Below are 13,410 nucleotides of genomic sequence, written 5' to 3'. Positions count from 1 at the left end.
AAACTACGGCAGCAGTATCGTCGAACCCGTGGTCTTGCGCGCCTCGAGGTCCGCATGCGCCTGACCGACGTCGGCAAGCGCGTAGCGCTGGTTGATGTTCGTCTTCACCTTGCCGGAAACCAGCACGTCGAAGAGTTCGGCGGCCATCGCTTCGTAGTCGCTGCGTTTGCCCATATACGTGAACAACGTCGGGCGCGTGAAGAACAGCGAGCCGCGTCCGGCGAATTCCGACGAGTCGATCGGCGGCAACGGCCCCGACGCATTGCCGAAGCTCACGAACATGCCGAGCGGCGCGAGGCAATCGAGCGAACCCGCAAACGTATCTTTACCGATGGAGTCGTACACCACCGGCACGCCCGCGCCGTTGGTGATCTCGCGCACGCGCTTCGTGAAGTTTTCGCGCGTATAGACAATCGCGTGGTCACAGCCGTGCGCTCTCGCGATCTCCGCTTTTTCGTCCGAGCCGACCGTGCCGATCACAGTCGCGCCGAGCGCCTTCGCCCACTGGCACACCAGCAGGCCGACGCCGCCCGCCGCGGCCTGGATCAGGATCGTGTCGCCGGCCTTCACCCGATACGTGCGGCGCAGCAGATACTGCGCGGTGAGACCTTGCAGCATCACCGAGGCGGCCTGTTCGTCGCTGACCGCATCCGGCAGTTTGATGACCTGCGCCGCCGGCAGCACGCGCTCCTGCGCATACGCGCCGGGCGGCCTCGCCACATACGCGACGCGGTCGCCGGTTTTCAGATCGCTCACGCCCGAGCCGAGCGCGATCACTTCGCCGGCGGCTTCCATGCCGAGGCCGCCCGGCAACGGCAGCGGATACAGGCCGGTGCGGAAGTACACGTCGATATAGTTGAGCCCGACCGCCGTTTGACGAATGCGAATCTCGCCGGGGCCGGGGTCGCCCACTTCGACGTCGACCCATTTCATGACCTCGGGACCGCCGGTTTGATCGAATCGGATTGCCTTGACCATTCACGTCTCCTTGATGGAATGCCGGCTATTTATGTTGCCGTTGAATGTTGCCGTTGAATGTTGCCAATGAGTGTTTGCCGATCAGCCACGCGCGTGCGGCGTCAAACCTGCTGCGTGATACGCAGCGTGAGCGCGTCGAGCACCATGCGCGCCGTCGAAATGTTCGTCGCGCACGGAATGTTGTGCACGTCGCACGCACGCACGAGCGCGTTGATGTCCGGCTCGTGCGGTTGCGGCGTCATCGGATCGCGCAGAAAGATCACCATGTCCACGCGCCCTTCCGCGAGTTGCGCGCCGATCTGCAGGTCGCCGCCGTGCGGGCCCGACAGCATGCGCTCGACCTGCAGCCCATGCGCGTCGCTGATGCGTCCGCCCGTCGTGCCGGTCGCGATGATGTCGCAGCGCCGCAGCGTGTCGACGTATTCGCCGGCCAGCGCGACGATGTCGTCCTTCTTGTGATCGTGCGCGATCAGCGCAATGCGGGTGGTCATGTCGTAAGACTCCTGAAACCGTTGTGATTGTCGTTGTTGTGATGCTGCTTGAATTGCTGACTGCTGGGCTGCTTGTCGGGCAGGCGCTGCGAAGAAGACGACTGCACGCGCCTAGAAAGTGCCCGGATACGCGCCGCCGTCGATCAACCAGTTCTGTCCCGTGATGTAGCCCGCATGCACGCTGCACAGAAACGCGCAGGCGCGGCCGAACTCGTCGCGCGTGCCGAAGCGGCCCGCGGGAATCGCTTTCATGCGCTGCTCGCGCGCCTGATCGACGGAAATGTTTTGCGATTTTGCCGTCGCCGCCATCGTGACGGCGATGCGATCGGTGTCGAACATGCCCGGCAGCAGGTTGTTGATCGTGACGCCGGTCGGCGCCATCTTGCGCGCGAGGCCCGCGACGAAACCGGTCAGGCCCGAACGCGCGCCGTTGGAGAGGCCCAGCACGTCGATAGGCGCCTTCACCGCCGAACTCGTGATGTTGACGATGCGCCCGAAGCCGCGCGCGCTCATCGAGTCGATGGTCGCGCGGATCAGTTCGATCGGCGTCAGCATGTTGCTTTCGAGCGCGCGAATCCAGTCGTCGTGCGTGAAGTTGCGGAAGTCGCCCGGCGGCGGGCCGCCCGCATTGTTGACCAGAATGTCCGGCTGCGGACAGGCGGCGAGCGCCGCGGCCCGGCCCTCGGGCGTGGTGATGTCGCACGCGACCGTGTTCACCTGCACGCCGCTTTGCCGGCGAATCTCGTCGGCCGTCGCCTCGAGCGTCTCGGCGGTGCGCGCGACGATCGTCAGGTTGACGCCTTCGGCGGCGAGCGCTTCCGCGCAGCCGCGCCCCAGGCCCTTGCTCGCCGCGCAAACCAGCGCCGTGCGTCCTGCGATTCCCATGTCCATGTGTGCGTTCTCCTCGCTGGCGTCTTGCCGATGGTTGCAAAGTTTCCCCCGATTCTAGAAGAATCGGTGCCAGGCTGCGCCGGCCCGCTGCAATCTTCGGTATCTTCGGGTGGCACTCTTTCGGTAAACTTGCGCCGTGGCGCGTTCGCCGGTCGTCGCACGTTGTGTTCGCCGGCCGGGCGAAGCGCCGAACCGATCTCCGAATCGGCCTCGAATCGATCTCTTACCCGCCGCGTGTGCCCCCGCCATGACTCAGGACAGCCGTTTCCCCAATCTTTTCATCCTCGATCACCCGCTGATCCAGCACAAGCTGTCGCACATGCGCGACCGGGACACGTCCACGCGCACGTTCCGCGAGCTGCTGCGCGAGATCACGCTCCTGATGGGCTACGAAATCACCCGCAATCTGCCGATGACCACGCGCCGCCTGAACACGCCGCTCGTCGAGATCGACGCGCCGGTGATCGCCGGCAAGAAGCTCGCGATCGTGCCGGTGCTGCGCGCGGGCATCGGCATGTCGGACGGTTTGCTCGAACTGGTGCCGTCGGCGCGTGTGGGCCACATCGGCGTGTATCGGGCCGAGGACCATCGGCCGGTCGAATACCTGGTGCGCCTGCCTGATCTCGAAGACCGCGTGTTCATTCTGTGCGATCCGATGGTCGCGACCGGCTACTCGGCCGTGCATGCGGTCGACGTTCTCAAGCGCCGCAACGTGGCCGGCGAGAACATCCTGTTCCTCGCGCTTGTCGCCGCGCCCGAGGGCGTGCAGGTGTTCCAGGACGCGCATCCCGACGTGAAGCTCTTCGTCGCGTCGCTCGATTCGCATCTGAACGAGCACGCGTACATCGTGCCGGGCTTGGGCGACGCGGGCGACCGGCTGTTCGGCACGAAGAACTGAGCGTTGTCGAAAAGCCGGTGTGCGGCGCCTGGTTCGCGCCGCGCACGCATAGTTTCCGTGCAATGTCGGGCAATCTCAGGCCACGCCCGCCGCTGCCGCACCCCCGCGGCGTGATAAAATTCGAATCCACTCGAAGCGCGGCGTCGCGCGCAGCGCGAGGCGCGGCGGGCGTTCCGGTGCGCCATGCAGCGCAGGCAATCAGCCAAAACCGGCGGCGCGCAGCCGGGCAGAACGGCCGGCACGAATTTGACATCGAGGCGCCTTGACGAGCGCCTGAAAAATCGCAACGACAATTGCACACTGCGCGCCCCGCTGGCGCGCGCGACGGAGAAAGGTATGGCGGGTCATTCGAAATGGGCCAACATCAAGCATAAGAAAGCAGCGGCCGATGCCAAGCGCGGCAAGGTCTGGACGCGGCTCATCAAGGAAATTCAGGTCGCGGCACGCATGGGCGGCGGCGACATCGACTCGAATCCGCGTCTGCGGCTCGCCGTCGAAAAGGCGTACGACGCCAACATGCCGAAAGACAACGTCAACCGCGCGATCCAGCGCGGCGTGGGCGGCGTCGACGGTGCGAACTACGAAGAAATCCGCTACGAAGGCTACGGCATCGGCGGTGCGGCGGTGATCGTCGACACCATGACCGACAACCGCACGCGCACGGTCGCGGAAGTGCGTCACGCGTTCTCGAAGAACGGCGGCAACATGGGCACTGACGGCTCGGTGTCGTTCATGTTCGACCACGTCGGCCAGTTCCTGTTTGCGCCGGGCACGCCCGAAGACAAGCTGATGGAAGCGGCGCTCGAAGCCGGCGCCGACGACGTGGTGACGAACGAGGACGGCAGCATCGAAGTGCTCTGCCCGCCGAACGATTTCCCGAAGGTGAAGACCGCGCTCGAAGCCGCGGGCTTCAAGGCCGAAGTGGCCGAGGTCACGATGAAACCTCAGACGGAAGTCGAGTTCACCGGCGACGACGCCGTGAAAATGCAGAAGCTGCTCGACGCGCTGGAAAATCTGGACGACGTGCAGGAAGTCTATACAAACGCCGCGATCGCCGACGAATGAAGCCGCTGGCCGGGCAAGCCGCCTTTGTGCGCATGCCGCCGGCCGGTTTCAACGTTGCTGCTGAACGGGCCTGGCCGGGACGGCGCTGAGGCGTCCTGTCGCGCTGCCCTCGTCCGGGTTCGCCATGCGTTGCGCCGCCACAACCGGCTGCGAACATGGCGGAACTCACTGTTATTGCACGGCTCGCCGCCGCACAGGGCGGCCGCCGTTTTTGGTTTTTAAGTCTCGGGGATTCACATGAAGTTACTCGTCGTCGGTTCCGGCGGTCGCGAACATGCGCTCGCATGGAAGCTCGCGCAATCGCCGCGGGTCCAGCTCGTCTACGTGGCTCCTGGCAACGGCGGCACCGCCCAGGACGAGCGCCTGCGCAACGTCGACATCACCGAGCCGGCTGCGCTCGCCGATTTCGTCGAGAAGGAACAGATCGCGTTCACGCTGGTCGGGCCGGAAGCGCCGCTCGCCGCGGGCATCGTCAATCTGTTCCGCTCGCGCGGTCTGAAGATTTTCGGACCGACGAAGGAAGCGGCGCAACTCGAAAGCTCGAAAGACTTCGCGAAGGCGTTCATGAAACGCCACGCGATCCCGACGGCCGAGTACGAAACGTTCGCCGATGTCGCCGCCGCGCACGCGTATCTCGATGCGAAGGGCGCGCCGATCGTCATCAAGGCCGACGGCCTGGCTGCCGGCAAGGGCGTGGTCGTCGCGCAGACGCTGGAAGAAGCGCATGCCGCCGTCGACATGATGCTGTCGGACAACAAGCTCGGCGACGCCGGCGCACGCGTCGTGATCGAAGAGTTTCTGGCGGGCGAGGAAGCGAGCTTCATCGTGATGGTCGACGGCAAGCATGTGCTGCCGCTCGCGTCGAGCCAGGACCACAAGCGTCTGCTCGACGGCGATCAGGGCCCGAACACCGGCGGCATGGGCGCGTACTCGCCCGCACCTATCGTCACGCCGCAACTGCACGCGCGCGTGATGCGCGAAATCATCCTGCCGACGGTGCGCGGCATGGAGAAGGAAGGCATCCGCTACACGGGCTTCCTGTACGCCGGTCTGATGATCGACGCGCAAGGCAATCCGAAGACGCTCGAGTTCAACTGCCGCATGGGCGACCCGGAAACGCAGCCGATCATGGCACGTCTGAAGGGCGACTATTCGAAGGTGGTCGAGCAGGCGATTGCCGGCACGCTCGATACGGTCGAACTGGAGTGGGACCGCCGCACCGCGCTCGGCGTGGTGCTCGCCGCGTACAACTACCCGGACACGCCGCGCAAGGGCGACCGCATCAACGACATTCCGGCCGAAACGGCGGATTCGGTCACCTTCCATGCGGGCACGACTTACGCGGACGGCAAGCTGGTCACGTCGGGCGGCCGCGTGCTGTGTGTGGTGGGTCTGGCCGATTCGGTGCGCAGCGCGCAGTCGGTCGCGTACGAAACGATCAACCAGATTTCGTTCGACGGCATGCAGTACCGGCGCGACATCGGCTATCGCGCATTGAACCGCAAGCACGACGCCAGGACCGAAGGCAAGCACTGAAGCGCCAGTCTGCCATGCCGCCCTGCCCGTGTGCCGCGCCAACGGCGCTACACTGCGGGTTGGCGGCGGCTCGTTGCCGCGCGGCGGCAATGCGCACTGAACGGCCGCACCTTTGCGGCAACCTCCGCCCCACCCAGCGCGGCGCTTCACGACGAACCCGCGGCACCGGCGTGCCGCCTTCAGCACCTGCATTGATGACCGATTCGAGCTACGACGCACAAGCCGTGCGCACCTGGCTGCAAGGCCTGCAAACGCAGATTGCGGACACCCTGGGCGCCTTCGACGGCAAGCCCTTCGCCACCGACGCATGGCAGCGCACGCCCGGCGAAAAGCTGCGCGGCGGCGGCTGCACGCGGATTCTCGAAGGCGGCGACTTCTTCGAGCGCGCGGGCATCGGTTTTTCGGACGTCGCGGGCGACGCGTTGCCGGGCTCCGCGAGCGCGGCGCGTCCGCAACTGGCCGGGCGCGGCTTCGAGGCAATGGGCGTGTCGCTCGTGCTGCACCCGCACAATCCACACTGCCCGACCGTGCATATGAACGTGCGCCTGCTGATCGCGACCAAGCCCGGCGAAGAGCCGGTGTTCTGGTTCGGCGGCGGCATGGACCTGACGCCGTACTACGGTTACGAAGACGACGCGCGGCACTTTCATCGCGTCTGCCGCGACGCGCTCGAGCCTTATGGCGCCGACCTCTATCCGAGTTTCAAGCGCTGGTGCGACGAGTATTTCTTCCTCAAGCACAGGAACGAGCCGCGCGGCATCGGCGGGATTTTTTTCGACGATTACTCGGCGCCGGGCTTCGATCAATCGTTCGCGATGATGAGAAGCGTGGGTGAGGGATTCCTCAAAGCCTACCTGCCGATCATCGAAAAGCGCCGCAGCATTCCGTACGGCCAGGCGGAGCGCGATTTCCAGGCTTACCGGCGCGGACGCTACGTCGAGTTCAATCTGGTCTTCGACCGTGGCACACTGTTTGGGCTGCAGAGCGGCGGACGCACCGAATCGATTCTGATGTCGATGCCGCCTGTGGCGAACTGGCGCTACAACTGGCAGCCCGAGCCGGGCACGCCGGAAGCGCGCCTTTATAGCGATTTTCTCGTGCCGCGCGAGTGGGTTTGAGTGCTGTGAGCGCCCCGCAATTCCGGAAGCCCGCACTGCCCGCCACCTGGCCACGACAAAGGATCTTTACCTGAAGCCGAACGCTCATCCCGTTGCGCTGCCTCGCCGGATCGGTCTGCTCGGCGGCACCTTCGACCCGATCCACGACGGCCACCTCGCGCTCGCGCGGCGTTTCGCCCACGTGCTGCGCCTGACCGAGCTCGTGCTGCTGCCGGCCGGCCAGCCGTGGCAGAAAGCGGACGTGTCGCCGGCCGAGCATCGGCTTGCAATGACGCGCGCGGCGGCGAGCGAACTGAAGTTGCCGGGCGTCGAGGTGCGAGTCGCCACCGACGAAATCGAGCACGAAGGCCCGACGTACACCGTCGACACGCTGCAACACTGGCGCGAACGCGAAGGCAACGAGACGTCCATTGCGTTGCTGATCGGCGCGGATCAACTGGTGAAGCTCGACACATGGCGCGACTGGCGGCGCCTGTTCGACTTCGCGCACATTTGCGCGGCCACGCGGCCCGGATTCGATCTCGCGTCGATTCCGCCCGCCGTCGCGCAGGAAATCGACGCGCGCCGCGCCGGCGCCGAGGTTCTGCAAGCCACGCCTTGCGGCCACTTGCTGATCGACACGACGCTCGCGTTCAACGTTTCGGCCACCGACATTCGCGCGCATCTGCGCGAACAGGTGAGCCAGCGGCTTGCCCATGTAGGCGGCGAACAGCACGGCGAGGCCGCAAGCCACGTCCCCACCGCGGTGTGGGACTACATTCTTCAACATCATCTGTACCACCGGTAACCTCATGGATATTCGCAAACTGCAACGCGTGATCGTCGACGCTCTCGAAGACGTCAAGGCGCAAGACATCAAGGTGTTCAACACCAGCCACCTGACCGCGCTGTTCGATCGCGTGATCGTCGCGAGCGGCACGTCGAACCGGCAAACCAAGGCGCTCGCCTCGAGCGTGCGCGAAGGCGTGAAGGAAGCCGGCGGCGACATCATCAGCACCGAGGGCGAGGACATCGGCGAATGGGTGCTGGTGGATTGCGGCGACGCGATCGTCCACATCCTGCAACCGGCGCTGCGCCAGTACTACAACCTCGAGGAAATCTGGGGCGACAAGCCGGTGCGGCTGAAGCTGTCGACGCCTGATCCGTTCGGCGGCGCGCGTTCGAGCGAGCCCGACGAAGAAGACGAGGACGACGAAGCGCCGGCCGTCAAGAAGCCCGCGCGCAAGACCGCCGCGCGACGCAAGTGAGCGGGCTTTGCCCTGTTCTCTTCGATCCGTTCACTGTAGACGTCCGCGAGCAGCGCTCTAAAGCTCGATGAAACTGCACATTCTCGCCGTCGGCCACAAGATGCCGGACTGGATCGCGACGGGCTTCGACGAATACGCGAAACGCATGCCGCCCGAGTTGCGCATCGAACTGCGCGAGATCAAGCCGGAGCAGCGTTCGTCGGCGCGCTCGGCCGAAAGCGTGATGGCCGCCGAGCGCGTGAAGATCGAAGCCGCGCTGCCGAAGAACGCGCGCATTGTCGCGCTCGACGAACGCGGCAAGGACTGGACCACCATGCAGCTTGCGGGCGCCCTGCCCGGCTGGCAGCAGGACGGCCGCGACGTCGCGTTTCTGATCGGCGGCGCTGACGGACTCGACCCCGAACTGAAGGCGCGCGCCGACCTGCTGCTGCGCGTGTCGAGCCTCACGTTGCCTCACGCGATGGTGCGCGTGCTGCTCGCCGAACAGCTTTACCGCGCGTGGACCATCACGCAAAATCACCCCTATCATCGCGTGTGAGCAGACGCGGACGGTGACGCGCCACGTCCCGCGCCGCATCGTATTGCATCACCACTCGGCGCACGCGACGCATTGCTTCAATGGCGTCCGTCCCCGCGCCTTTGCACGCGAGCGCAGCGCGATAACGCCTGTCCGCACTTCGCGCCCGACATCATCGCGCTACCGCTAATCCGTTCCAACGAGACTCGTTATGCCAACGTCCGCTGCCTCGCTGCATCCTTTCGTCTATCTCGCGTCGCAGAGTCCGCGCCGTCAGGAGTTGTTGCAACAGATCGGCGTGCGCTTCGAGTTGCTGCTGCCGCGCCCCGACGAAGATGCCGAAGCGCTCGAAGCCGAACTGCCAGGTGAGCGTGCGCGCGACTATGTGCAGCGCGTGTGCGTGGCTAAAGCGCGCGCCGCGCATGCGCGTCTCGTAGCCGGCGCTCATGCCGCGCGACCGATTCTGGTTGCGGATACAACGGTCACCATCGACGACGCGATTCTCGGCAAACCGCTCGACGCCGACGACGCCGCCGCGATGCTCACGCGCCTCGCGGGCCGCGATCACGAAGTGCTGACCGCGGTTGCCGTCGTCGATGCACAGGGCGAGTTGTTGCCGGCCGCGCTGTCTGTGTCGAAGGTGCGCTTTGCTGCGCTGCACGCGGACGCGATTCGCCGCTACGTGGCGAGCGGCGAACCGCTCGGCAAGGCGGGCGCCTATGGCGTGCAAGGGCGCGCCGCGGAGTTTATCGAGCATATCGACGGGTCCTATTCAGGTATCATGGGTTTGCCGCTTTTTGAAACCGCTGGCCTTCTGCGTGCAGCGCGCATCGACTTCTAGAACAACACCATGAATGAAGAAATCCTGATTAATGTCACGCCGCAGGAAACGCGCGTCGCGCTCGTCCAGCAAGGCGCCGTCCAGGAACTTCACGTCGAACGAACGCTGTCGCGGGGCCGCGTCGGCAACGTCTATCTCGGCAAGGTCGTGCGCGTGTTGCCGGGCATGCAATCGGCGTTTATCGACATCGGTCTCGAACGTGCCGCGTTTTTGCATGTCGCGGATATATGGCATCCGCGCATTGCCGGTGAGCCGCAACATCAAACGCCGCATCAGCCCATCGAAAAGATCGTGTTCGAAGGTCAGACGCTGATGGTCCAGGTGGTGAAGGACCCGATCGGCACGAAGGGCGCGCGGCTTTCCACGCAAGTGAGCATTGCCGGCCGCACGCTCGTGTATCTGCCGCAGGAACCGCATATCGGCATTTCGCAGAAGATCGAGAGCGAAGCCGAGCGCGAAGCGGTGCGCGCGCGTTTGACCGCCGTGCTGCCCGCCGATGAGAAAGGCGGCTACATCGTTCGCACCATTGCCGAAGATGCGACGAGCGAAGAGCTTGCCGCAGACGTCGCGTATCTGCGCAAGACATGGGCGACGATTCTGTCGCAAGGTCAGCGCATGCCGCCGACCAGTTTGCTCTATCAGGATCTGAATCTCGCGCAGCGGGTGCTGCGCGATTTCGTCAACGACGAGACGTCGCGCATCCAGGTGGATTCGCGCGAGACGTATCAGATGCTGGCCGATTTCGCTGCCGAATTCACGCCTGCCGTGTCCTCGAAACTGCACCACTACACGGGAGAGCGGCCGCTCTTCGATCTGTACAACATCGAGGCGGAAATTCAGCGCGCGCTATCGCGCCGTGTCGACCTGAAGTCGGGCGGCTACCTGGTGATCGACCAGACCGAGGCGATGACCACCATCGACGTGAATACGGGCGGCTACGTCGGCGCGCGCAATTTCGACGACACGATCTTCAAGACCAACCTCGAAGCGGCGCATACCATTGCGCGCCAATTGCGGCTGCGCAATCTGGGCGGCGTGATCATCATCGACTTCATCGACATGGAAAACGTCGAGCATCGCGACCAGGTGCTGAGCGAGCTGAAGCGAGCGTTGTCGCGCGACCGTACGCGCGTGACGGTGAACGGTTTTTCGCAACTCGGGCTTGTCGAGATGACGCGCAAGCGCACACGCGAGTCGCTCGCGCATGTGCTGTGCGAACCCTGCCCCGTTTGCCAGGGCAAGGGCCAGGTGAAGACGCCGCGCACGGTCTGCTACGACGTGCTGCGCGAGATTTTGCGCGAGTCGCGGCAGTTCAATCCGCGCGAGTTTCGCGTGGTGGCGTCGCAGCAGGTGATCGATCTTTTCCTCGAGGAAGAGTCGCAGCATCTGGCGATGCTGATCGACTTTATCGGCAAGCCGGTGTCGTTACAGGTGGAGTCGAATCTGAGTCAGGAGCAGTACGATATCGTGCTGATGTAGCTTCGCCTAAGGCCGAGGCGTTCCGCGCAGACATCGAAAAACTGCGCGCACTGCGGCCAGCGCAGCAGTTCCAGCAAGGCTGCCCGCTCGCGAGCCTTCACACAGACACACTGTGCCGCGTTTCAATCGTCGGTCAGAAAGTCCGGATGACTGGTGCGAATCTGCTCGATCTGATGCAGGGTTCCCGACAGATGCCCGCGCAGCGCCGCCTGCGCGGCGGTCGCGTCGCCGCGTTCGATAGCATCGACAATTTCTGTGTGTTCCTGCACCACCGCCATCGTCTTGCCCTCGACGGGCAAATGCAAACGACGCAGCCGGTCGATATGGCCGCTCAGCCTGCGCACCAGGTCCCACAACTGCGGCACGCCCGCGGCCTCGTACATCTGACGATGAAACGTCTGGTCGAACAACGCGAACCGCTCGTAGTTGTTCAGGTCCAGTAGTTCGGTTTGCCTCGCGATGGTGGCGCGCAACGCCGCGATAAGCGCGGCATCGTGCTGCTCGGCGAGGGTCCGCACCACTTCCAGTTCTATCGAACGGCGCAGGAAATGCGCCTGCAACGCGGAGCTCACGTTGATCTGACTGACGACGGTCGCGTGCTGGGGAAAGATGTCGACGAGGCCTTCTTCACCGAGCTTCATCAGCGCGTCGCGCACCGGCGTCTGGCTCAAACCATAGCGATTCGCGAGCTCAGCGCGCGAGAGCACCGTGCCCGGTGTCAGTTCGAGTGAAAGAATCATTTCGCGCAGTCGTTCGAATACTTGCGGCGCGGCATGGCGGGACCGGTCGAGCCGGGTCACCACGGAAGAGCTGGCGTTGTTTTTCATGGCAAACCGAAGCGCTAAAAGCGGGAAAGCGGGCGCAGCCGGCAAAGGACACTCGCTAAGACATTAGTACTATAGCCGACGCCCGCCCCTTCCAGTAAGGCCTCGGCGCGTTGCCGCGCCGGCCGCCTGAGTAGTTACCCTACTGACGCACTAATACATTAGTGCTTTACCATCGCGTCACCTTGTTCGCTTTCTTCATTGAAGACCTTCACGCCATGACTCGCGACATCACCATCACGCAGGTTCGAATCACTCCGATCGCCTTTCGCGACGGCCCGCTGCTGAACGCCGCCGGGATTCACGAACCTTGGGCGTTGCGCGCCATTCTGGAACTGGAAACGAGCGACGGCCGCGTCGGCATCTCCGAAACTTACGGCGACGAGCCCATGCTGCGCGTGCTCGAAGAGGCCAGGGCGCTCGTGACCGGCCTCTCGCCGTTCGACCTGAACCGCATGGAAGAACGCGTGCGAGGCGCGATCAAGGCGAGTCCCGGCGCGGTTGAGTTCGAACTGGCGCCCGGCTCCCATTCGGCGAAGAACGCGCCAAAAGTAATCAGCGCGCTCGAAGTCGCCATGCTCGACCTGCAAGGGCAGATTGTCGGCGCGCCGGTCGTGGATCTGCTGGGAGGCAAGGTTCGCGATGCCGTCCCATACAGCGCCTACCTCTTCTTCAAGTACGCGGAGCACGTCGATAAACCCTATGCGCCCGACGCCTGGGGCGAAGGCCTGAGCCCGGAGCAGATCGTCGCGCAGGCGCGCCGCATGATCGGCCTGTACGGTTTTCAGAGCATCAAGCTGAAGGGCGGCGTATTCGAGCCGAAGCACGAAATAGCATGCATGCGCGCGCTGCACGACGCGTTCCCCGGCATGCCGCTGCGGCTCGACCCGAATGCGAACTGGACGCTCGAAACGAGCATCGCGGCCGCGCCTGAACTCGACGACCTGCTCGAGTATTACGAAGATCCGTGCCCCGGCCTCGCCGGCATGGCGGAACTCGCCAGGCACACGCGCCTGCCGCTCGCGACCAACATGGTGATCACGACCATGGAAGATTTCCGGCTCGGCGCCGAAATGGGCTCGGTCAAGGTGCTGCTGTCGGACCATCACTACTGGGGCGGGCTGCGCGCAACCCAGACGCTCGCGCGCATGTGCAAGCTGTGGGATCTCGGCATGTCGATGCACTCGAACTCGCATCTCGGCATCAGCCTGATGGCGATGACGCATGTCGCCGCCAGCATCCCGAACCTGACCTACGCGTGCGATACGCACTATCCGTGGCAGGAAGAAGAAGTCATCAAGGGCGGCCGCGTGAAGTTCGATAACGGCACGGTCCGCATACCGGACACGCCGGGCCTTGGCGTCGAACTCGACCGCGAGCGGCTCGCGGAGTTGCACGCGCAGTACCTGTCGTGCGGCGTGCGCAATCGCGACGACCTGGCGCAGATGCGAAAGTACGACCCGGCCTTTAGCGGCAAGAACCCGCGCTTTTAAAGGACCGTTCGCACCGCGCATTAAGCGGCTTT

The 13,410-nt window shown here is 64.5% G+C and carries 14 protein-coding genes; 10 read left to right on the top strand and 4 right to left on the bottom strand.

The features are described 5' to 3' along the window. Positions 1 to 3: 3 nt before the first annotated feature. The 3 genes from CUJ91_RS05685 to CUJ91_RS05675 all read right to left on the bottom strand — a co-directional run bounded on the left by CUJ91_RS05685 (position 4) and on the right by CUJ91_RS05675 (position 2,360). Positions 4 to 978, bottom strand: a complete 975-nt coding sequence (locus CUJ91_RS05685) for a quinone oxidoreductase family protein (protein ID WP_029969831.1) — start codon at positions 976 to 978, stop codon at positions 4 to 6. Between the two features lie 101 nt (positions 979 to 1,079). After that, on the bottom strand, positions 1,080 to 1,469 hold the full coding sequence (locus tag CUJ91_RS05680) for a methylglyoxal synthase (protein WP_006048247.1): 390 nt from the start codon (positions 1,467 to 1,469) through the stop codon (positions 1,080 to 1,082). A gap of 111 nt (positions 1,470 to 1,580) precedes the next feature. Next, positions 1,581 to 2,360, bottom strand: a complete 780-nt coding sequence (locus tag CUJ91_RS05675) for an SDR family oxidoreductase (RefSeq protein WP_006048248.1) — start codon at positions 2,358 to 2,360, stop codon at positions 1,581 to 1,583. A gap of 247 nt (positions 2,361 to 2,607) precedes the next feature. On the opposite strand from CUJ91_RS05675, the gene upp reads away from it, so the two are divergent. The 9 genes from upp to rng all read left to right on the top strand — a co-directional run bounded on the left by upp (position 2,608) and on the right by rng (position 11,061). Next, complete coding sequence (upp, locus tag CUJ91_RS05670; RefSeq protein ID WP_006048249.1) at positions 2,608 to 3,258, top strand: uracil phosphoribosyltransferase; 651 nt, start codon at positions 2,608 to 2,610, stop codon at positions 3,256 to 3,258. Positions 3,259 to 3,594: 336 nt separating this feature from the next. Then, positions 3,595 to 4,323 (top strand): YebC/PmpR family DNA-binding transcriptional regulator, encoded by a 729-nt coding sequence (locus CUJ91_RS05665; protein ID WP_027776629.1) that lies wholly within the window; start codon positions 3,595 to 3,597, stop codon positions 4,321 to 4,323. 237 nt (positions 4,324 to 4,560) lie between these two features. Further along, positions 4,561 to 5,859, top strand: a complete 1,299-nt coding sequence (gene purD, locus CUJ91_RS05660) for a phosphoribosylamine--glycine ligase (protein ID WP_006048251.1) — start codon at positions 4,561 to 4,563, stop codon at positions 5,857 to 5,859. A 194-nt stretch (positions 5,860 to 6,053) separates the two neighbouring features. Beyond that, a complete protein-coding gene (hemF, locus tag CUJ91_RS05655; RefSeq protein WP_114156013.1) occupies positions 6,054 to 6,977 on the top strand; it encodes an oxygen-dependent coproporphyrinogen oxidase in 924 nt (307 codons plus the stop codon). Positions 6,978 to 7,047: 70 nt separating this feature from the next. Beyond that, a complete protein-coding gene (locus CUJ91_RS05650; RefSeq protein WP_107710161.1) occupies positions 7,048 to 7,764 on the top strand; it encodes a nicotinate-nucleotide adenylyltransferase in 717 nt (238 codons plus the stop codon). A 4-nt stretch (positions 7,765 to 7,768) separates the two neighbouring features. Further along, positions 7,769 to 8,224: a ribosome silencing factor gene (gene rsfS, locus CUJ91_RS05645; RefSeq protein ID WP_053857798.1), complete on the top strand. Its 456-nt coding sequence runs from the start codon at positions 7,769 to 7,771 to the stop codon at positions 8,222 to 8,224. A 67-nt stretch (positions 8,225 to 8,291) separates the two neighbouring features. After that, positions 8,292 to 8,762, top strand: coding sequence for a 23S rRNA (pseudouridine(1915)-N(3))-methyltransferase RlmH (gene rlmH, locus CUJ91_RS05640; RefSeq protein ID WP_006048255.1), 471 nt, complete (start codon positions 8,292 to 8,294; stop codon positions 8,760 to 8,762). 190 nt (positions 8,763 to 8,952) lie between these two features. Further along, the gene (locus tag CUJ91_RS05635; protein WP_114156011.1) at positions 8,953 to 9,582 is read left to right on the top strand and encodes a Maf family protein; all 630 of its coding nucleotides are present in this window, start codon (positions 8,953 to 8,955) and stop codon (positions 9,580 to 9,582) included. A gap of 9 nt (positions 9,583 to 9,591) precedes the next feature. Continuing rightward, complete coding sequence (gene rng, locus CUJ91_RS05630; protein WP_029969842.1) at positions 9,592 to 11,061, top strand: ribonuclease G; 1,470 nt, start codon at positions 9,592 to 9,594, stop codon at positions 11,059 to 11,061. 122 nt (positions 11,062 to 11,183) lie between these two features. On the opposite strand, the gene CUJ91_RS05625 is transcribed toward rng, so the two are convergent. Beyond that, entirely contained in the window at positions 11,184 to 11,888 is a 705-nt protein-coding gene (locus CUJ91_RS05625) for a GntR family transcriptional regulator (protein ID WP_006048258.1), read from the bottom strand. A gap of 215 nt (positions 11,889 to 12,103) precedes the next feature. Here CUJ91_RS05625 and CUJ91_RS05620 point away from each other — a divergent pair, with 215 nt between their 5' ends. Beyond that, positions 12,104 to 13,378, top strand: coding sequence for a glucarate dehydratase family protein (locus tag CUJ91_RS05620; protein WP_114156689.1), 1,275 nt, complete (start codon positions 12,104 to 12,106; stop codon positions 13,376 to 13,378). Positions 13,379 to 13,410: the final 32 nt, after the last annotated feature.

The organism is Paraburkholderia graminis, assembly GCF_003330785.1.
Classification (GTDB): domain Bacteria; phylum Pseudomonadota; class Gammaproteobacteria; order Burkholderiales; family Burkholderiaceae; genus Paraburkholderia; species Paraburkholderia graminis.
This window is presented reverse-complemented; position numbering and strand designations above follow the sequence as displayed.